The following is an 18,874-nucleotide window of genomic DNA, read 5'->3' as shown; positions in this document are numbered from 1 at the left end:
AAGGAGGAACAGGGAATGAAGTTGGCTAAATTCTCCATTAGACGTCCGGTTTTTACAACTGTGGCCGTGATTATCATTCTGGTGATGGGTTTTGTTTCTCTCTTCAATTTACAGATGGATTTGCTTCCTGAGATCCAGCCTCCCGTAGGAGCTGTAGTAGCTTCCTATCCCGGTGCGGACCCGGATGAGGTATTGAAAAAAGTGACAAAACCCTTGGAGAAAGAATTGGGAACCCTTTCCGGGCTAAAAACCATTCAAAGCCAAACCCAGGAAGGCATGACTTTGATTCTGCTGGAATTTGAGTGGTCGCAGGATATTGACCAGGTACAAAATGATGTCATCTCCAAGATTAATCAAAGTCCGCTGCCAGATGAAGTGGATACACCCAGTTTCCTCAAGTTTGATCCGTCCGCTTTTCCCATTATGCAGTTGTCCATGGTGAAAGACGGGAAAGAAAACGGCCAACTCAAGGATGATGTGGAACGGGTGACGCAAACGTTGTCTCAGTTACCGGGAGTGGCAAGTGCGGACTATTCCGGGTTGCTGGACAAGCAAGTTCTGGTGACCCTTGACGGGGAGGAAATGAAAAAATATGGGCTGTCCCAGTCCAACATTCGGGAACGGATTGAAGCTTCCAATGTGAGTCAACCTGGAGGGATCATTCAAAAAGGGAGTAATGATCTGCCATCCAGGGCAATTTCAGAGCTGACCAGTATAAAAGCGTTTCGGGATCTTCATGTGGGAGTAAACCCGAAGACTGGGGATGAGATCTCATTAGCTGATGTGGCAGAGGTAAAGCTTGGCAAAAAGGAACGTTCTGTAATCACACGCACCAATGGAAAGCCCGGTGTGGGAATCAATATCTTTAAACAGTCAGGAGCCAATACCGCCGAGGTTTCCAAGGAAGTCCGGGCAGAGTTGAAGCGTCTAAACAAAACCGTGGATGCAGATACACTGATTATATTTGATCAGGGGAAATATGTGGATCGTACCGTCAAGAATGTCAGCTCCACAATGGTTGGCGGCGGTATACTTGCCATGCTGGTGCTCTTTTTGTTCCTTCGCTCCTTGCGCAGTCCCCTGATTATCGGGGTGGCGATCCCGGTATCTGTGATTACCGCTTTCGTTTTAATGTATTTGGCTGATTTCAGTCTCAATATCATGACCTTGGGTGGATTGGCTCTGGGTGTGGGAATGCTGGTGGACAACGCCATTGTTGTCATTGAAAATATTTATCGGCATTTACAGATGGGTGAAGAGCCAAAAGAGGCGGCAACCAATGGAGCCGGAGAAGTAGCAGTGGCGATTACGGCATCAACCTTGACAACAATTTTTGTGTTTGTACCGATTATGTTTGTAAGTGGAATTGTCGGTCAATTGTTTAAGGAGTTTGCGTTTACCGTCACATTCAGCTTATTGGCTTCATTGTTGATCTCCCTTACCCTTGTTCCGGTAATGGCAGCAAAGATTATGAAAAAACCACAAACCCGTTGGGCAAAAGAACGTGAGCAAAGCTTTTTGTATTGCGGTTTTCGTAAAACATTGAAGTGGTCGTTGGCCCATCGGTTTACTGTGGCATTGATTGCCTTGGTTTTGCTGGTTACCGGATTGGTAGGAATTCGAAGTGTGGGCACGGAATATCTTCCGGCGGCGGATGAAGGAATTTTCATTGCAGAATTGAAGATGCCTCCAGGAACGAGCCTGAAAAAAACGAAACAGGTTTCTGCAAAAGTGGAGAAGATCCTGGATCAGGAGAAAGACATTAAAAATTTCCAGGCGACGATGGGAACGGCCAACAATGAAAACTCTCTGTTTGGGGATTCCGGACGAAACATTGCCCAGATCTATGTCAATGTAGTGGATAAGAGCGAACGAAACCGTTCAACCCGTGCGATTATGGATGATTTGAGACCCCAGTTGACAAAGGTTGACCCAAAAGTGGAGATCGATCTGCGCGAACAATCTTCCTTTGAAGCGGCCGGGGCTCCTGATACACTGGAGTTTACAGTGAGCGGAAAAAAGAAAGAGTTGGAAAAGTGGACCGATAAAATCACGGCGGAGATTCAAAAGCTAGATTATGTACAACAGGTTTCTGATTCGGAAAAAGAAACCAAACCGGAACTCACCGTATCGGTGGATCGTAAAAAAGCGGAAGATAAAGGGGTGGCACCTGCCCAGGTTATTGCAGCCGTCTCAGACGCCACACGGGGACAGGTGGTGACGCGAGCCAATGTGAAGGGGGATTCCTATGATGTCTTTCTTCGCTTTGAGGATCAGTTCCGTCAGTCTCCGGATCAATTGAAAGATCTTCCGATTCAAGCAGGAGTGCAGGCGGTTGAAATGATCCCCTTGTCTGACTTGGCAACGCTGAAAGTGGAGGATGGACCGATCACCATCAATCGGAGCAACCTCCAGGACAGCATTGAGTATAAAGTGCAATATCATGGTACAGATCTGGGGACAGTGGAAAAAGAGGTGATGGAAAAACTGGATCAGCTCCTTCCACCGGAACTAAACGTTGAGCTTAAGGGAAGTGCTGAACTGTTCCGTGACTCCTTTGATGACCTTATCCTGGCAATCGGACTGGCTGTATTGTTTATCTTCCTGGTGTTGGCTGCCCAGTTTGAATCCTTTAAATATCCTTTCGTAATTATGTTGACATTGCCACTCATGGTGATTGGGGTTACGATTGCGTTGTTTGTGACGCAAACGCCGGTTGGAGTGACAGCAATGATTGGATTGATCGTTCTGGCCGGGATTGTGGTGAATAATGCCATTGTATTGGTAGATACCATCAATCAGCTGAAAGCGAAAGGTATCTCCAGTTATGATGCCATTGTGGAGGCGGGAATGACTCGGCTTCGGCCGATCTTGATGACCGCTACAACCACGGTTTTGGGCCTGATTCCACTTTCACTGGGTTTGGGAGAAGGGGCAGAAATCCAGCAGCCTATCGGAATTGCTGTCATCGGAGGCCTTTTTTCCAGCACACTGCTCACACTGGTGGTCATTCCTGTGGTATACAGCTGGTTTGATTCCGATACCCGACGTATGAAAATAAGTGATTGAGGGCAATGAATTTGTCAAGGATCATTGAGAAGAACCCCTCCTGCGATAACCGCATGGAGGGGTTCTTCATGTATTCTGGACTGATCTTTACGGGCTTTTCTCAGGCATCGATTCCAACGACGTCACCGATGGAGGATAATCCATCCCGGTTCATCAGATCGATGAGTTCCTGGTTGATCTTTCTGGCAATCGCAGGTCCTCGATAGATCATCCCGGTATAAACCTGAATCAGAGAGGCTCCGGCCCGGATTTTGTCATAGGCATCCTTTCCACTGGTGATTCCGCCAACGCCGATAATGGGCACCTTGCCTTCGCTGATTCGGTAAATATATCGAATCCAATCCGTAGCCATCTGATTCAGCGGACGTCCGCTCAAACCGCCGGCTTCGTTCCGGTTTGGGCTTTTCAGTCCGTTGCGGGACAGCGTGGTATTTACGGCAATAAAGCCGTCCACTTTCAAGTCCAGAGCAATCTGAATCGCTTCTTTCATACCTTCCCGGCTCAGATCAGGGGCCAGTTTCAGAAAAAGCGGGCGAATCTCCCCGGTTTCATCACGAAGTTCCTGTCGTTCTTCCATCAGATCGGTGAGCAAAAAACGAAGGGATTCCGCCTCCTGAAGGTCGCGAAGTCCTTGGGTGTTTGGCGAGCTGATATTGATGACAAAATAGTCCCCATATCGATACAGAGCCCGTAATCCTGTCCGATAATCACCGGCTGCGTCCTTTTGTGGTGTTTTTTTATTTTTGCCTAGGTTGATTCCGATGGGAATCGACGGGCGAGAAAGTTTGGAGAAGTGAGTGGCCGCCCGAACGATGCCCACGTTATTAAACCCCATTCGGTTAATGACTGCTTCGTCTTCCACCAGTCGGTATAGCCGGGGTTGTGAATTTCCAGCCTGTGGTTTGGGAGTCAGTGTTCCTACCTCTACAAAGCCAAACCCCAAAGCGGCCAAAGCCGGATAGACGGTGGCATTTTTGTCGTATCCGGCTGCCATTCCAACCGGATTTGGAAAATGGAGCTGTCCACATCGGGTTGCCAGCCGCTGATCCCGGATGGACATGTTTTTCTCCAAAACCTGTAGGATTCCCGGAATCCGCTGAGCAGTCCGGAGACCACGGATTGACCATTCGTGAGCGGATTCGGGGTCAAGGTGAAACAACAGTTTTCGAATGACTGGATACACGATGGGTTAGTCCTTTCTAAGCATTCTTCAACGTAGCATACCATATTTTCAGGTGATTTTGTTTATCCATTCCAAGAATGATGAAAGGGTATAATGAAATATAGATTGGAGGGAGTTCATATGATTCTGCCCTTTGCTACACAGAATGAAGGGAAATTGCAAGAAGCTAGACAGGTTCTTCAGCCCTATGGAATCAGGGTTCAAAGTCTTTCATTGGATTTGGTGGAGCCTGATTTGGGAACGATTGAGGATGTCACCAAAGAAAAGATGAACCAAGTGCAAAGCTTGGGATACCAAAGGGTGATGGTAGATGATGCCGGAATTTTTTTTAAGGCTTATAACCGGTTTCCGGGTATTTTATCCAAGCGGGTGTTTCAGGGAATCGGTTACAGAGGGGTAATGAAACTGCTGGATGGGGAGAGTCGGGATGCTTGGTTTGAAGGAGCGGTTGCGGTGTTATGGGATGGAAAGCGCGCTGTTTTTTCCGACAGAACGCCCGGTCGGATTGTAAATACCATCCCAAGCAATATAGATCCAGAGCCAGGCTTCCCTTTTAACCCGATTTTTATTCCAAATGGTGATCACCGTACACTGGCGGAAATGTCCCCGCAAGAAAGACAACAGTATTCATACCGGGGGAAGGTGCTGAAAAAAGTGGCTGACTGGATCACCCGTTGACGCGTTTCTTCACCAGTGTTAAACTAACAAGAAATTATTTTAACTTTATTTCATTAGCGAGATAAAGCATTCTGTTTTGGGAGTGTTCATGGGATGGCGAAACCGCGAATATTTGAAAAGCCGATGGGTGTCCGCGATTTTCTACCGGAATTTGTTTCCAAGAAGAAGTGGGTTGAAAAACAAGTGGAAGACTGCTTCCGATCTTGGGGCTACCGGGAAGTGATCACTCCCACGCTGGAGTATTTTGATACAGTGGGAAAAGCGAGTGCCATTGAAGAGGAAAAATTGTTTAAACTGTTGGACGGTCAGGGGCGCACCTTGGTTCTTCGACCCGATCAAACCACTCCCATATCCCGTGTGGTGTCAACCTTGATGAAGGAGGAGCCTTTTCCTATACGCCTTTGCTATCATAGCAATGTCTTTCGTGCCCAAGAGAGGGAAGCGGGTAGAAACGCAGAATTTTTTCAATCCGGTGTGGAACTGGTCGGAGACCATTCTCCTGAAGCGGATGCTGAAGTGGTGGCTCTTGCCGTGGAAGCGATGAAAGCCTGTGGAGTACAGAATATCCAGGTGGCAGTGGGTCATATCCGTCTGTTAAATGCGCTGTTGGAGCATGTTGTACAGGAGCCGGAAATGATCGCGAAGCTGAAGCAAAGTCTGGGGCGTCGCAATCTGGTAGAATTTCGGGAAAGCGTTCAGTCTCTGAATGGTTCGGACAAAAAGCAAATGGTTCTCTCTCTGTTGACGATGAAGGGAGGCCAGGAAAGACTGGATCAGTTGGCCAAGATGGATGGTGGAAAACAGGTTGCAGAGGAAGTGACTCACCTGAAAGCTATGTGGCATGCATTGGAAGATTGGGGAGTCGCTTCGCGGGTGGTCCTGGATCTCAGTTTGGTTGGAAGTTTGGATTATTATACTGGGGTGTATTTTGAAGGGTATGGGTCGGAAGGTTATTATCTTTTATCCGGTGGTCGGTATGATCGCCTGTTGGAGCAGTTTGACCGTCCCGCTTCCGCCAGGGGGTTTGCACTAAAAACAGACCGTTTGGTGATGGCCAGTACACAAGGTCCTGATCATCCGGAACGGGTGGCGTTGGTCTATTCCCGCAACATGCGGTATGAAGCGTTTCAGATTGCCAATCGAATGCGTCGGCAAGGAAAAGCGGTATCGCTCTTTGTCAAGGAATCGGATCGTTCCTTTGATTCCCTTGCAGGATATGATCGGGTGGAGGAGGTGATCGGGGATGGAAACCTCTGATGAGAAGCTGGTGATTGCCATGCCCAAGGGACGGATATTCAATGAGTCATTGCAACTGTTCAGACAAGCAGGATACCCGGTTTCAGAAGAAATGATGGAAGGATCACGAAAGCTGATCGTTGAGGTGCCGGAAGAATCTCTTTCATTTCTGCTGGTGAAACCCATGGATGTCCCCACTTATGTGGAGCATGGAGTGGCAGATCTGGGTGTAGCGGGAAAAGATGTCCTGATGGAGGAAAATCGGGAAGTGTATGAGATTTTGGATCTGAAAATCAGTGCTTGCCGGATATCCGTGGCTGGAATGAGCGATTGGAAGCCGGTACTCAACCCGAAAGTGGCTACAAAGTATCCCCGGATTGCAGATCGCTATTTTCGGGAAAAGGGACAGCAGGTAGAGGTTGTTCGTCTCAATGGATCGGTGGAACTGGCGCCTATCATTGGACTGGCAGATCGAATTGTGGATATTGTATCCACTGGTCGGACACTCCAGGAGAATGGTCTGGTGGAGCTGGAGAAGATCGCCTCGATTACATCCCGGTTGATTGCCAATCGATCCAGTTACCGCCTGAAAAGTGGTTGGATGGATCGGCTTTGTGAACGATTGGATGGTCTGGTGAACGGAAGGGGAAATGTTGTGTGATCTCCATTATCAATCCGGAGCAACTATCAACACGCCGTCAAACAGAGAAAGGAACAGCTCGCCAGGAAAAGATTGTAAAGGAAATTCTGGCTGAAGTGAAGAAGGGCGGGGACTCAGCTCTTATCCGGTATACACAGACGTTTGACGGTGCTAATCTACAGGAACTTCAGGTATCTGCGGAAGAATTTGATGAAGCGTATCAACAGGTGCCGCAATCCCTTATTGATGCTCTTCGGCAGGCTGCACAGCGAATTCGTTGCTATCATGAACGGCAAAAGAGCCAGTCCTGGATGGTGACAGAGACAGAGGGGACGGTGCTGGGACAGCTGATTCGCCCGTTGACCAGGGTTGGAATCTATGTTCCTGGGGGGCGTGCGGCGTATCCCTCGTCGGTATTGATGAATGCAATCCCTGCTGTGGTGGCCGGTGTGGAGGAAATCGTGATGGTGACCCCACCTGGTCCGGATAACCGTATTTATGCTTCCACACTGGTGGCGGCGCGGGAAGCGGGGGTTCATCAGGTATTTAAAGTGGGTGGAGCCCAAGCTGTAGGGGCATTGGCTTATGGAACCGAATCCATTCCAAAAGTGGACAAGGTTGTTGGACCGGGAAATATTTATGTCGCGATGGCGAAGCGACTGGTATATGGTCAGGTGGATATTGACATGGTGGCCGGTCCCAGTGAGATTGTTGTAGTGGCCGATGAAAGTGCCAATCCTGTCTATGTGGCGGCCGATCTGTTATCCCAGGCAGAGCATGATTCGATGGCTTCTGCGGTTTTGCTCACTCCTTCTCCCGCTTTGGCAGAGGCAGTCGCCATGGAGTTGAAAAAGCAGTGTGATCGGCTCTTGCGAAAAGAGATTGCTACTGAATCCATCCAGAACTATGGAGCGATCTGTTTAACCGGAGATCTGGAAGAAGCTGTGGAGACGGCCAACCGTTTGGCACCGGAACATTTGGAACTGATGGTCAAGGACCCTTGGAAGTGGATGGGACGGGTGAAAAATGCGGGTGCTCTTTTTCTGGGGCCCGACAGTCCGGAACCCGTCGGGGATTATGTTGCGGGACCCAATCATGTGTTGCCGACCAATGGAACGGCGCGTTTTTTCTCCCCGCTGGGTGTGGATGACTTTATTAAAAAGACCAGTTTAATTGCTTACAGTCACGAAGCACTCTGTCGGGATGCAGAGTCGATTATTACCTTGGCTGAAGCCGAAGGATTAACAGCGCATGCCGAATCCATCCGTGTCCGTTTCAAAAAGGGGGAAGAAAATGAGTGATCGAACAGCAACGATTGAAAGGGAGACCAAAGAAACCCGAATTTTGGTCAGCATCAATTTGGATGGATCAGGAACATCCAAATTGAAGACCGGCGTTCCTTTTTTGGAACATATGTTGGATTTGTTTGCGGTACATGGTCTCTTTGATCTTCGTGTGGAGGCAGACGGTGACCTGGAGATTGATGATCATCATACGGTTGAGGATATTGCAATATGCCTGGGACAGGCGATCCGTGAAGCCTTAGGCAGCAAGCAGCAAATACGTCGCTATGGCCAAGCCTGGATTCCAATGGATGAAACCTTGGGTCAGGTGGTTCTGGACCTTTCCAACCGGCCCCATCTGGAATTTCGTGCTCAGTTTCCTGCTCAATGGGTGGGGAGCTTTGATACGGAATTAGTTCATGAATTTTTTTGGAAGCTGGCGCTGGAGGCTCGGATGAACCTTCATGTCATTCTTCATTATGGAAGAAATACGCATCATATGATTGAATCTCTCTTCAAAGCTTTAGGAAGGGCTCTGGATGAGGCGGTTCAAATTGATCCTCGCACCCGGTCCGTCCCATCCTCCAAAGGGGTGTTGTCATAATGATTGCTGTGATTGATTATGGAATGGGGAACTTGTACAGTGTCAGCCAAGCCTTGGAACGGATGGGTTATCCCTGTCAAATCACATCGGACCCGGATGAAGTCCGTCACTCCAGTGGATTGATTCTGCCAGGTGTAGGAGCGTTTGGCGATGCAATGAAGGAGTTGAAAAAACGAGGTTTGGTGGATGTGATCCAAGAGACCGTCTTAAGAGATGGTAAACCCCTTTTAGGAATCTGCCTCGGTATGCAATTGATGTTTACAAGCAGTGAAGAACACGGTTTTCATCAGGGCCTTAATTTGCTGGCCGGTCATGTGGTTCGTTTTGAAGGGGATTTCAATATTCCTCATATGGGCTGGAACGGACTTCGTTTTCATGGTCCACACCCTTTGTTTAAAGGGGTGGATGAGGGATATGTTTATTTTGTTCATTCCTATTATGTCCTTCCTGATAATCGGGAAGATGTTCTGGCGGTGACGGACTATTATCAGGAAGTGACCGCGATCGTTGGAAGAAATCATTTATTTGGCATGCAGTTCCACCCGGAAAAAAGCGGGGAAACGGGCCTCAAGCTTCTCAATCGATTTGCGTCTTTCTGTCAGCAAGGGAGGAATCGCTTGTGACGTTCACCCTTTATCCCGCTATTGATCTTCGGTCGGGACGATGTGTTCGCCTGTTCCAGGGGGACTTTCAACAGGAAACCGTTTATGACCATGATCCTGTAACGGTAGCTTCTCGATGGGAGAAAAAAGGGGCCAAATGGCTTCACATTGTTGATTTGGATGCTGCCCGTACAGGGGACCCGGTTAACATTTCCGTCATTCGGAAAATCGTTCAGACGGTTGGGATTCCTGTCCAAGTGGGGGGAGGAGTTCGAGACATGAAAAGGTTGAAAATGCTTCTTGATGAAGGCGTGACCAGAGTGGTGATCGGTTCCGCTGCGGTTGACAACCCTGATTTTGTAAAGGCTGTGCTCAATCGATATGCGGATCGGATTGCTGTGGGACTGGATGCACGGAATGGCTTGGTTGCAACCCATGGATGGCTGGATACTTCAAAAGTGCGGGCGGAGGAGTTGGGAAAAGAAATGGCTGCTCTTGGAGCGGATACGTTTATCTTTACCGATATTTCCCGTGACGGGACTTTGATGGGACCCAACACCTCTGCCGTTCGATCTCTTGCAAAGGCTACCGGAAAGAATGTGATTGCTTCCGGCGGAGTCAAAAATACCGATCACTTGAGGGAACTAGCTCGGTTTCACAATGAAGGTGTAGCTGGAGCCATTGTCGGCAAAGCTTTGTACACAGGGGATATGGATATAATGGAGGCGCTCAGAGTAAGTGAGGAGAAGTGAATCATGATAACCAAACGGATTATTCCTTGTCTTGATGTAGCAGATGGACGAGTGGTCAAGGGAGTCTCTTTTGAAAATCTGCGGGATGCCGGGGACCCTGTGGAACTGTCAGCCCATTATGATCATACTGGAGCAGATGAACTGGTCTTTTTGGATATTTCCGCTTCCCATGAAGGGAGAAAAACATTGGTGGATATGGTTCAGAAAGCGGCGGGAACGCTTTCCATTCCGTTTACTGTGGGTGGGGGGATTTCCTCTACGGAAGATATGTTTCGCATGTTGCGATCTGGAGCAGATAAAGTGTCCATCAATACAGCCTGTCTTCAACATCCGGAATTGATTGAAGAAGGAGCCTCCCGGTTTGGGACGCAGTGTATCGTAGTAGCCATTGATGCCTGTTATGACCGGGAGAGGAAGGATTGGTATGTTTATTCTCACGGAGGCCGGCGCCGAACGGATCGACGGGCGGTTGAGTGGGCCAGGGAAGCGGTGGAAAGAGGAGCTGGAGAGATTTTGCTTACCAGCATGGATCAGGATGGGCATAAAAGCGGGTATGATCTGGCACTCACCCAAGCGGTTACAGATGCCATCCGGGTGCCTGTGATCGCTTCCGGAGGAGCAGGGACCATGGAGCATTTCTATGAGGTGTTTAAGAAAACACGTGCAACCGCTGCACTGGCTGCATCGGTTTTTCATTATCAGGAAATTCCATTGGGTCCATTGAAATCTTGGCTAAAAGATAAGGGAGTGCATGTTCGGTGAACATAGAACTGGATTGTTCCGCTGTCCAATTTGATGAAAAAGGCTTGATTCCGGCGATCGTTCAAGATGCTGACAGTAAGGAAGTCCTTACCTTGGCCTATATGAATGATCAGTCTCTCCAAAAAACCGTGGAAACCGGAGAGACATGGTTTTGGAGTCGGTCTCGGAACGAATTGTGGCACAAAGGAGCGACTTCGGGAAATACACAAAAAGTGACGGCAATTCGTTATGATTGTGATCAAGATGCCTTGTTGATCCAAGTTCGCCCCAGGGGTCCGGCGTGTCATACCGGTCATTACTCCTGTTTTCAAAAAGGGGAGGAGAAATTGCACGATCGGTTTGCCATTTTGAACACCCTTGAACAGGTGATTGCCACAAGAGAAGCCGAACGGCCTGAAAAATCGTATACGACCCAGCTTTTTGAAGAAGGAGTGGATACGATTCTGAAAAAAGTGGGGGAAGAAGCCACAGAAGTGGTGATTGCTGCAAAAAACCGGTCTTCTGAAGAGCTTGCTTGGGAGATTTCTGATCTCATTTTCCATCTTCTGGTTCTCCTTCGGGAACAAAGACTCTCTTTGGATTGCGTTTTGGCTGAACTGGAAAAGCGGCACAGAAAACAAGGGTCAGCTCGGTAAATCTCAGTCAGTTGACGGTCTCATGTTGCTTCCATACAATCAAAATAGAAAATGTTCTTGGATAACTGATTCCGGTTGATGTATCTGCCGGATCAGTTGGGAAATAAGAAACTGAATATTTGTAAGTATTTATAAATCGGCTTCTTTTCCTCACTTCCGGTGAGGTATGTAATCCATCCTGGAATATGGTATACTTTTCCCGAAGTTATCCATGGAGCTCAAACCCTGTTGTTGGGTGGGGATGCGATGAAAAAGCAATGTGCTGACGTGAAGAAGCCATCCAAAGGACATAAGGTTGTTCAGTTGCGATTGGATGCCGGTTTTTTCTTTGAACGAGCCGTTCGTTCATTGGATCGGCACCGGTATGATCAAGCGTTGAAATATTTTCGCCTGGCTGTTGAAAAGGAACCGGATAACCCAGTCAATCTATGCAATCTTGCTGGAATACTGTCGGAGATGGGTCGTTTTGAAGAATCCAATGAAATTCTGGAAAAGATCTTGTCCCATGCAGATCCTGAACTTTATGAATGCTGGTTTTATATGGCCAATAATGCAGCCAATCTGGAGGATTTTGAACGGGCTGAAGATTATCTGATTCGATATCTGGAAGTGGCTCCCAAAGGGGAGTTTGTGTCTGAAGCGGAAGAGATGTTGGATATGCTTGCCTATGAGCAGGGACGAAGCCCTCGCCGTCCAAAGGTGAAACCAAAACAAGATTGGCTGATACAACATGATGAAGCGAGCAACTGTCTGGAATCAGGGCAATTTTTTCTTGCTGCGGAGATCCTGGAAGAGTTGATTAAGAAATATCCCAACTTTTATCCGGGCAAAAATAATTTGGCGTTGGCTTATTATTACATGGGAGATGTGAAGAAAGCGACAGAGTTGATTCAACAGGTGTTGGAGGCGGACCCTCACAATCTTCATGCGCTCTGCAATTTGGCGATTCTGTTTCAGCATCAAAGAGATCGGGAAAACAGAGAGCGGTTGGTGACACTCCTGAAAAAGTGGGTGCCACTTCAACTGGAACATATGTATAAACTGGCAATCACTCTGGGAATTTTGGGGGAACATCAGGCAGCACTTTGGCTCTTCCGCAAGCTTTTGAAGCGGGAGGAGCGTCCAGACTCAAGTCTTTATCATTATTTGGCGGCAGCTGCCTTCAATAACAAACGTTTTCAGCTGGCTCAAAGCTATTGGCGGATCGCCCAGGAGCTGGACCCCGAATCGGATATTCCGTCTTTTTATCTCAGTCGGATGGACAGATGGTCCAACTTGTATCCGTCATCGGTTCCCACGGTCAGTTATCATTATCAACTGCCCTTTGAAGAGCAACTGATGCAACTGACTCAACATCAGCATCTTGTTCCGGAACTCGTTCAGCAAAATCCGTTGCTTCGTTCTTCGTTTTTCTGGGCCTTAAATCACGGAGACAAAGAAACGAAGCTACAGGTTCTCCAAGTGTTTGAGTGGATTGCTGATCGGGAAGTGGAACAGGTTCTTCGCTGTTTTCTGATGAAACAGAATGAAGATGATGATCTGAAACGGTTTGCACTTCATGTCCTTTCTCAGATGGGAATGAAGGACTCCTGCTGTGCCATATTGGATGGACAGGAGCGGATGATTCGACCCAATGAGTTGACGGAGCAGCTTCCGGAGTGCATAAAACAATGGGAAAAAGTTCTGGAGTGTTGCTTGAAAAAAATGGATGGAGACTACGATCTCATTCAAATGAATGATGTCCAGATCATCTGGAAGGAGTTCCTGCAAGAAAATCAGGCTGATCTTCCCAAAATTCGCAAGGTGGAAGGATGGGCAGCAGCACTGGAATATATCGTTGCCCGTCTTCATGGAATCTCCCTTTCGCTGAAATGTGTTGCCGGAAAACATCACGTTTCTTCTTCCACAGTGGGACGTCATGTAAGAGTATTGAAGAAGGTCTGTCCATCCATTCATAAGCCAGGCATAAAGTAGCTGCTTGCGTGCATATGCTGTGTTGGTCGGCTGGGAGGTTGTTGTTCTTGAGGGATGACTACGTCTGTTTTTGCTGCGGGTGTCCCTCTACTTTTCTGATTACCCGCAAAAAAGGCTTGTCCTTGGGATAATTGGCCGGGATTGGAGGGTGAACTGGGTGTTCACCCTACCGATCAAGGAAAGAGGTTATAATTCAAACCTCTCCTTGACCTGACGGGGTTTTTTTTTGGCGTTTTATGTTAGGCCAGTGGGCAATGTTGCCGTTTGGGCATGCCCCAAACTTGACTGAAACAGAAACTCAGCGGTATGATAATTTCTGGAAATTACAGTCGGCATCAGACCTTTGTTTTCCCTTTAACACAGAAATTTCAGAATCAAAGGTTGTGTTTCCCATGCAAAAAAAAGATTTGAGCTTGTTTGACCGTGAAATATCTCCACTGATTATTTCCAGAGAAGAAGTGATTACTGTTCATCCGGATTGGACATTGGAGAGAGCGCTTTTGGTTCTGACGCGAAAAGGGTACGCCTCCGTTCCTGTCATCGATGATGAAGACAGAGTGGAAGGCGTGATCAGTAAAACCAATATTCTGGATTTTATGTTGAACAGTAATGATTTTCGTTTTCACCGCTTATCTGAATTTCAGGTTTGTCATGCAATGAATAAAAATCATTCTGCGATCCTGCCCAATTCCATCTTTTCTTTTGCCTTTGATGTTCTTCTGGATCGCCCTTACATCCCGATCATTGATTTTGACAATCGATTTATGGGAATTTTAACCCGGCGGGTGTTAATGGAGAAAGTGACGGAGTTTTTTCAGCAGGAATTTCTTGAAGATATGGTAGAAAGGCAGAAAGAGGGTCAGACTTCATAGTCCAGGCTGATGTTGATTGCAGACAAAGCGCTATAGATTGTAAAAAAAGTGTCATTTTGACCGTTATAAATAAAGGAACCTCCTTTGTTTTTTGTAGTAATGGACATGCGGGTTCAGGGAACCCGCTTTTCATGTCTCATCCTGCTTCTTGGTGATGTTTCAACGACAGAGGTGAAAGCGGATGCAACGTGTGGCAAACTGTATATTGACATCAAATGGTAAAGTTCTTCTTTTGAAAAAACCCCGAAGGGGGTGGTGGGTGGCTCCCGGTGGCAAAGTGGAACCTTCGGAAACGGTATTGGAGGCGGTTAGCCGGGAGTATGAAGAAGAAACCGGACTGATTTTGGATCAACCCACGCTTTGCGGTGTATTTACCATGTGTATGGAGGAAGAAGGACGTTTGCAAAAAGAATGGATGCTGTTTACATTTCGAGCAAACCATTATCAAGGTGATTTACTGGAATACAGCGAAGAAGGGGAATTGATGTGGCAAAATGAAGATGATATCGCCGATTTATCACTTTCGGAGATGGACAGGGTGATTTTAACCCGGCTGTTGGAAGGACGGGAACTGATTATTGGACGACTGGTATACAATTCAGATGAGGAATTGCTTTATCATAACCTTCCTTAACCGGTTGGAATAACCCGGCTTGACCCATTTGGTCCGATCGAGTATATTCAAACCAAGTTTAAGCAGAGCGGAGAGGAACTGAGATGATGGGGAAAACATTGATTGGAATTGATGTTGGGGGTACTACAATCAAAGCAGGTATTGTTGATGGAGATGGAAGGCTTCTTCAAACATCTGAAACTCCAACTCCCTCTCAGGAAAGTGCAGAAGTCGGGGTTCAACGGATTGCTGATCAAGCGCGTCAACTGGTAGATCAGGCAGGGGTTTCCTGGAGCTCTGTAGAAGGCGTTGGAATTGGGTTGCCGGGATTTTTGGATATCCCACAAGGTAAAATTGTTAAATTGGTGAATATACCATGGACAGATATAGCGATAAAGGATCGTCTGGAAGAAGAGCTAAATGTTCCGGTTACCATTGATAATGATGCCAATGCAGCGGCATTTGGCGAAGCGTGGATCGGGGCAGGGAGAGGTTTAGGCGATCTGGTCTGCATCACTTTGGGAACGGGAATCGGTGGTGGAATGATCTCTGGAGGAAAACTGATTCACGGCTCTTCTGGACTCGCAGGAGAAATCGGACACATTCGGGTAGAAGAGAATGGAGCGATTTGTGGTTGCGGCAGGCAGGGATGTGTGGAAACGATCGCTTCTGCGACGGGAATGATCCGGTTGGCCAAAGAGTCTATTTTGAGCGGTGAGCACACCAAGCTTGCTTCTAAAGCCAAAAACGATCAGCTAATGGCAAAGGATATTTTTGATGCGGCTTCTGAAGGAGATCCGGTTGCACAAAAAGTGATTGCTGTTGCTGTGGATGCTTTGGCTCGAATGATGTCGATCCTTTCGGTCGTTACCAATCCCGCAGCATTTATCATTGGTGGTGGGGTTTCCAGAGCAGGGGAACAACTGCTTGCTCCCCTGCGTCAGGCGTATGCTGCCTACACCTTTGCGGATGCTCGAATCCTTCCTGCTGAACTGGGGAATGATGCAGGTATAATCGGTGCGGCAAGATTAACGGTTCAATAGGAAACTCTTTAAAAATTCATCATATACTAATGGAGTATTAAAGGCGGGTGAGGGATATGGCTCCCGAAGTGAAAAAGGAGATCCAACTAGTGGTGATCACCGGGATGTCCGGGGCGGGAAAAACCATTGCGATGCAGAGCTTGGAGGATCATGGATATTTCTGTATCGATAATTTGCCACCGGCTTTGCTTTCCAAGCTGGCGGAACTTCTGAAAGGTACCGGCAGTCAGTTAAGAAAAGCAGCCTTGGTGATCGACTTGAGGGGACGGGAGTTTTTCTCTTCACTCTTTGAATCGCTGGATACACTGGAAAAACACCATGGCATTCTCTATCAGATTCTTTTCTTGGATGCCAGTGACCAGACGCTAGTTCGACGTTATAAAGAGACCCGGAGACGTCATCCACTTTCGCCGAACGGAACACCTTTGGATGGGATCAAGTTAGAGCGCAAACTCTTGGAAGAAATTAAGGGACGCGCGCATCACATTATTGATACAAGTTTGCTGAAGCCTGCTCAACTGAGTGAAAAAATAGCGGCACGTTTTCATCAGACAGATTACAGTCGACTAACCATTACCATCCAGAGTTTCGGGTTTAAATACGGTGTTCCGATTGATGCGGATCTTGTGTTTGATGTCCGGTTCCTACCGAATCCACACTATGTGGACTCTTTAAGACCTATGACAGGGAAAGAGCAAGATGTCTATCAATATGTAATGAAATGGGAAGAGACACGGCAATTCCTCGATAAATTGACAGATATGCTGTCGTTCCTCATTCCGCACTACCAACGGGAGGGTAAATCCAACCTGGTGGTGGCCATCGGGTGTACGGGGGGGAAACACCGTTCTGTCGCGATCTCAGAATACCTGAACCAGAAGTTTAAGGATCAGGAAAAATCGCAAGTGATGCATCGCGATATCTGCAAGAACGGTTGACAGCATCAAAGAGGTGTCCATCATGAAAATCAGGGAATCCGGGAGCAATCCACGGATCGTTGTCGTCGGAGGAGGAACCGGGTTGGCTGTGTTGCTGCGCGGGTTGAAGAAGCTTCCTGTGGAGATTACAGCGATTGTGACTGTTGCCGATGATGGAGGGAGTTCCGGCCGAATACGCAGTGATCTACAAATGCCTTCTCCTGGAGATATTCGCAATGTAATGGTGGCTTTAGCTGATACAGAGCCCTTATTGGAAAGCGTGTTACAATATCGCTTTCGTAACGGCGATGGTCTTGCGGGTCATAATCTGGGAAATTTGATGATTGCCGCGCTGAAAGATATTACTGGAGATTTTAATCATGCCATCCAATATATGAGCCGGGTGCTGGCGGTAAGAGGGCAGGTTCTGCCTTCTACCGAAGAGGAGGTCGAGCTATGGGCGGAGATGGATGACGGAACCTTGGTCAAAGGGGAATCCCAAATCCCCAAGTCCGGAAAAACGATACGGCGTGTCTTTCTGGAACCGGAAGGCGTCGCTCCATTGCCGACGGCCCTAGATGCGATTGAAGAAGCGGATGGCATTATTTTTGGGCCGGGAAGCCTGTATACGAGCATCTTACCCAATCTATTGGTAAAAGATATCACCCAGGCCATTCGACGATCAGCGGCGAAAAAGATCTATATCTGCAATGTCATGACTCAAGCGGGAGAAACGGATCACTTTACAGCTTCGGACCATGTAGCGGCGATTTTTGATCATGTGGGGAGGAATTTTTTTGATGTAGTGATCGTCAATAAAAAAGCACCTCCATCCGCCACCCTGGAACGGTATGCGGAAGAAGGGGCTACCATGGTTCAGGCAGATGTGGAACGATTAAAAACATTTGATTGTCAAGTGATTGCTGATGACTTGGTACAGATTGAAACCGTGATCCGACATGATGCCGCAAAGCTGAATGAATGGATTGTGAACCTGGTTCCAAAACGCAGAGATGAATAAGATAGCGAATGAAGGAAGTGATGGAGATGTCTTTTGCATCCTCCACCAAGCAGGAATTAACCCGAATGGACGATATCCCCAATTGTTGTAAGCGGGCTGAATTATCCGCTTTGGTCCGGATGAATGGTTTGGTTCAGATCGGAAACGGACGAATCGGCTTGGAGGTAACCACGGAAAATAATTCTATTGCGCGACATACGTATAAGCGAATGAAAGAGCTTTATCAACTTCAGCCGGAAGTCCTGGTTCGAAAGAAGGCCCGTCTAAAAAAGAACAATACGTATGTGATTCGAGTTCCATCCGGTGCGGAAAAAATCCTGCGGGATTTATCCATATTGGGTGAAGGTGTAGAGCGAATTTCCGGAATTGATCCGGAGTTGGTGAAAAATGAATGCTGCCTGCGCTCCTATTTAAGGGGAGCCTTCTTGGCGGGTGGTTCCGTCAACAACCCCGACAGCGGCTCTTATCATTTGGAGATTGTGTCCACTTATCAGGATCACAGTGAAAACCTTTGCAAACTGATGAATCGTTATCATTTGCATGCCAAATGGATTGAACGAAAAAAAGGATTTGTTGTTTATATCAAAGAAGGAGACAAAATCGGGGAATTTTTGAATATCATTGGAGCACACCATACGTTATTTCGTTTTGAGGATATCCGGATCATGAAGGATATGCGAAATTCAGTGAATCGGCTGGTCAATTGTGAAACAGCCAATCTGAACAAAACCATTCAGGCCGCTATGCGCCAAGTGGAAAACATTCGATTGATTGACCGGGAAGTGGGCCTTGATCAATTGCCTGACCGGCTCCGGGAAGTGGCGGAGGCACGTCTACGTCATCCGGAAGTAAGCCTTACTGAACTGGGTCAGATGTTGCCTGGAAGAAAAGTGAGCAAATCGGCTATCAATCATCGATTGCGTAAACTGGATCAGATTGCCCAAAAGTACAAAGTTATGCAACATGATAGAAAATGAGCGATAAACACTT

The 18,874-nt window shown here is 47.5% G+C and carries 18 protein-coding genes; 17 read left to right on the top strand and 1 reads right to left on the bottom strand.

Annotated features, from left to right (window positions below; genetic code table 11):
• The first annotated feature begins 15 nt into the window (after window positions 1–15).
• The gene (locus FN782_RS08580; RefSeq protein ID WP_142505380.1) at window positions 16–3,069 is read left to right on the top strand and encodes an efflux RND transporter permease subunit; all 3,054 of its coding nucleotides are present in this window, start codon (window positions 16–18) and stop codon (window positions 3,067–3,069) included.
• A 100-nt stretch (window positions 3,070–3,169) separates the two neighbouring features.
• On the opposite strand, the gene FN782_RS08575 is transcribed toward FN782_RS08580, so the two are convergent.
• Entirely contained in the window at window positions 3,170–4,252 is a 1,083-nt protein-coding gene (locus FN782_RS08575) for a quinone-dependent dihydroorotate dehydrogenase (protein ID WP_142505379.1), read from the bottom strand.
• Between the two features lie 120 nt (window positions 4,253–4,372).
• Between FN782_RS08575 and FN782_RS08570 the strand changes: the two genes are divergently transcribed.
• From FN782_RS08570 to whiA, 16 genes are all read left to right on the top strand, one after another.
• Window positions 4,373–4,930, top strand: coding sequence for a non-canonical purine NTP pyrophosphatase (locus tag FN782_RS08570; protein WP_185956161.1), 558 nt, complete (start codon window positions 4,373–4,375; stop codon window positions 4,928–4,930).
• Between the two features lie 93 nt (window positions 4,931–5,023).
• Complete coding sequence (locus FN782_RS08565; RefSeq protein ID WP_142505377.1) at window positions 5,024–6,187, top strand: ATP phosphoribosyltransferase regulatory subunit; 1,164 nt, start codon at window positions 5,024–5,026, stop codon at window positions 6,185–6,187.
• The gene (hisG, locus tag FN782_RS08560; protein ID WP_142505376.1) at window positions 6,174–6,827 is read left to right on the top strand and encodes an ATP phosphoribosyltransferase; all 654 of its coding nucleotides are present in this window, start codon (window positions 6,174–6,176) and stop codon (window positions 6,825–6,827) included. Before FN782_RS08565 ends, hisG begins: the two co-directional genes overlap by 14 nt.
• The gene (gene hisD / locus FN782_RS08555; RefSeq protein WP_142505375.1) at window positions 6,824–8,107 is read left to right on the top strand and encodes a histidinol dehydrogenase; all 1,284 of its coding nucleotides are present in this window, start codon (window positions 6,824–6,826) and stop codon (window positions 8,105–8,107) included. Before hisG ends, hisD begins: the two co-directional genes overlap by 4 nt.
• Window positions 8,100–8,693 (top strand): imidazoleglycerol-phosphate dehydratase HisB, encoded by a 594-nt coding sequence (hisB, locus tag FN782_RS08550; RefSeq protein ID WP_142505374.1) that lies wholly within the window; start codon window positions 8,100–8,102, stop codon window positions 8,691–8,693. Before hisD ends, hisB begins: the two co-directional genes overlap by 8 nt.
• Entirely contained in the window at window positions 8,693–9,316 is a 624-nt protein-coding gene (gene hisH / locus FN782_RS08545) for an imidazole glycerol phosphate synthase subunit HisH (RefSeq protein WP_142505373.1), read from the top strand. Before hisB ends, hisH begins: the two co-directional genes overlap by 1 nt.
• Window positions 9,313–10,047, top strand: a complete 735-nt coding sequence (gene hisA, locus FN782_RS08540; protein WP_142505372.1) for a 1-(5-phosphoribosyl)-5-[(5-phosphoribosylamino)methylideneamino]imidazole-4-carboxamide isomerase — start codon at window positions 9,313–9,315, stop codon at window positions 10,045–10,047. The genes hisH and hisA overlap by 4 nt, the downstream gene beginning before the upstream one ends.
• A 3-nt stretch (window positions 10,048–10,050) precedes the next feature.
• Window positions 10,051–10,809, top strand: coding sequence for an imidazole glycerol phosphate synthase subunit HisF (gene hisF / locus FN782_RS08535; protein ID WP_142505371.1), 759 nt, complete (start codon window positions 10,051–10,053; stop codon window positions 10,807–10,809).
• 2 nt (window positions 10,810–10,811) lie between these two features.
• Window positions 10,812–11,444, top strand: a complete 633-nt coding sequence (hisIE, locus tag FN782_RS08530) for a bifunctional phosphoribosyl-AMP cyclohydrolase/phosphoribosyl-ATP diphosphatase HisIE (protein ID WP_425462700.1) — start codon at window positions 10,812–10,814, stop codon at window positions 11,442–11,444.
• Between the two features lie 246 nt (window positions 11,445–11,690).
• The gene (locus tag FN782_RS08525; RefSeq protein ID WP_142505370.1) at window positions 11,691–13,418 is read left to right on the top strand and encodes a tetratricopeptide repeat protein; all 1,728 of its coding nucleotides are present in this window, start codon (window positions 11,691–11,693) and stop codon (window positions 13,416–13,418) included.
• A gap of 392 nt (window positions 13,419–13,810) precedes the next feature.
• Window positions 13,811–14,290: a CBS domain-containing protein gene (locus FN782_RS08520; protein ID WP_185956160.1), complete on the top strand. Its 480-nt coding sequence runs from the start codon at window positions 13,811–13,813 to the stop codon at window positions 14,288–14,290.
• A gap of 181 nt (window positions 14,291–14,471) precedes the next feature.
• On the top strand, window positions 14,472–14,924 hold the full coding sequence (locus FN782_RS08515; protein WP_142505368.1) for an 8-oxo-dGTP diphosphatase: 453 nt from the start codon (window positions 14,472–14,474) through the stop codon (window positions 14,922–14,924).
• An 83-nt stretch (window positions 14,925–15,007) separates the two neighbouring features.
• The gene (locus FN782_RS08510) at window positions 15,008–15,946 is read left to right on the top strand and encodes an ROK family glucokinase (RefSeq protein ID WP_246064901.1); all 939 of its coding nucleotides are present in this window, start codon (window positions 15,008–15,010) and stop codon (window positions 15,944–15,946) included.
• Between the two features lie 56 nt (window positions 15,947–16,002).
• Window positions 16,003–16,884 (top strand): RNase adapter RapZ, encoded by an 882-nt coding sequence (rapZ, locus tag FN782_RS08505; RefSeq protein WP_142505367.1) that lies wholly within the window; start codon window positions 16,003–16,005, stop codon window positions 16,882–16,884.
• Window positions 16,885–16,906: 22 nt separating this feature from the next.
• A complete protein-coding gene (locus FN782_RS08500) occupies window positions 16,907–17,884 on the top strand; it encodes a gluconeogenesis factor YvcK family protein (RefSeq protein ID WP_142505366.1) in 978 nt (325 codons plus the stop codon).
• Window positions 17,885–17,910: 26 nt separating this feature from the next.
• The gene (whiA, locus tag FN782_RS08495; RefSeq protein WP_142505365.1) at window positions 17,911–18,861 is read left to right on the top strand and encodes a DNA-binding protein WhiA; all 951 of its coding nucleotides are present in this window, start codon (window positions 17,911–17,913) and stop codon (window positions 18,859–18,861) included.
• Window positions 18,862–18,874: the final 13 nt, after the last annotated feature.

The organism is Melghirimyces algeriensis (assembly GCF_900182565.1).
GTDB lineage: Bacteria > Bacillota > Bacilli > Thermoactinomycetales > DSM-45169 > Melghirimyces > Melghirimyces algeriensis.
This window is presented reverse-complemented; position numbering and strand designations above follow the sequence as displayed.

Bases quoted from the DNA above. Each gene is read 5' to 3' on its own strand.
- FN782_RS08580 (WP_142505380.1), top strand. From the start codon at position 16: ATGAAGTTGGCTAAATTCTCCATTAGACGTCCGGTTTTTACAACTGTG.
- FN782_RS08570 (WP_185956161.1), top strand. From the start codon at position 4,373: ATGATTCTGCCCTTTGCTACACAGAATGAAGGGAAATTGCAAGAAGCT.
- FN782_RS08565 (WP_142505377.1), top strand. From the start codon at position 5,024: ATGGCGAAACCGCGAATATTTGAAAAGCCGATGGGTGTCCGCGATTTT.
- hisG (WP_142505376.1), top strand. From the start codon at position 6,174: ATGGAAACCTCTGATGAGAAGCTGGTGATTGCCATGCCCAAGGGACGG.
- hisB (WP_142505374.1), top strand. From the start codon at position 8,100: ATGAGTGATCGAACAGCAACGATTGAAAGGGAGACCAAAGAAACCCGA.
- hisH (WP_142505373.1), top strand. From the start codon at position 8,693: ATGATTGCTGTGATTGATTATGGAATGGGGAACTTGTACAGTGTCAGC.
- hisF (WP_142505371.1), top strand. From the start codon at position 10,051: ATGATAACCAAACGGATTATTCCTTGTCTTGATGTAGCAGATGGACGA.
- FN782_RS08525 (WP_142505370.1), top strand. From the start codon at position 11,691: ATGAAAAAGCAATGTGCTGACGTGAAGAAGCCATCCAAAGGACATAAG.
- FN782_RS08520 (WP_185956160.1), top strand. From the start codon at position 13,811: ATGCAAAAAAAAGATTTGAGCTTGTTTGACCGTGAAATATCTCCACTG.
- FN782_RS08515 (WP_142505368.1), top strand. From the start codon at position 14,472: ATGCAACGTGTGGCAAACTGTATATTGACATCAAATGGTAAAGTTCTT.
- FN782_RS08510 (WP_246064901.1), top strand. From the start codon at position 15,008: ATGATGGGGAAAACATTGATTGGAATTGATGTTGGGGGTACTACAATC.
- rapZ (WP_142505367.1), top strand. From the start codon at position 16,003: ATGGCTCCCGAAGTGAAAAAGGAGATCCAACTAGTGGTGATCACCGGG.
- FN782_RS08500 (WP_142505366.1), top strand. From the start codon at position 16,907: ATGAAAATCAGGGAATCCGGGAGCAATCCACGGATCGTTGTCGTCGGA.
- whiA (WP_142505365.1), top strand. From the start codon at position 17,911: ATGTCTTTTGCATCCTCCACCAAGCAGGAATTAACCCGAATGGACGAT.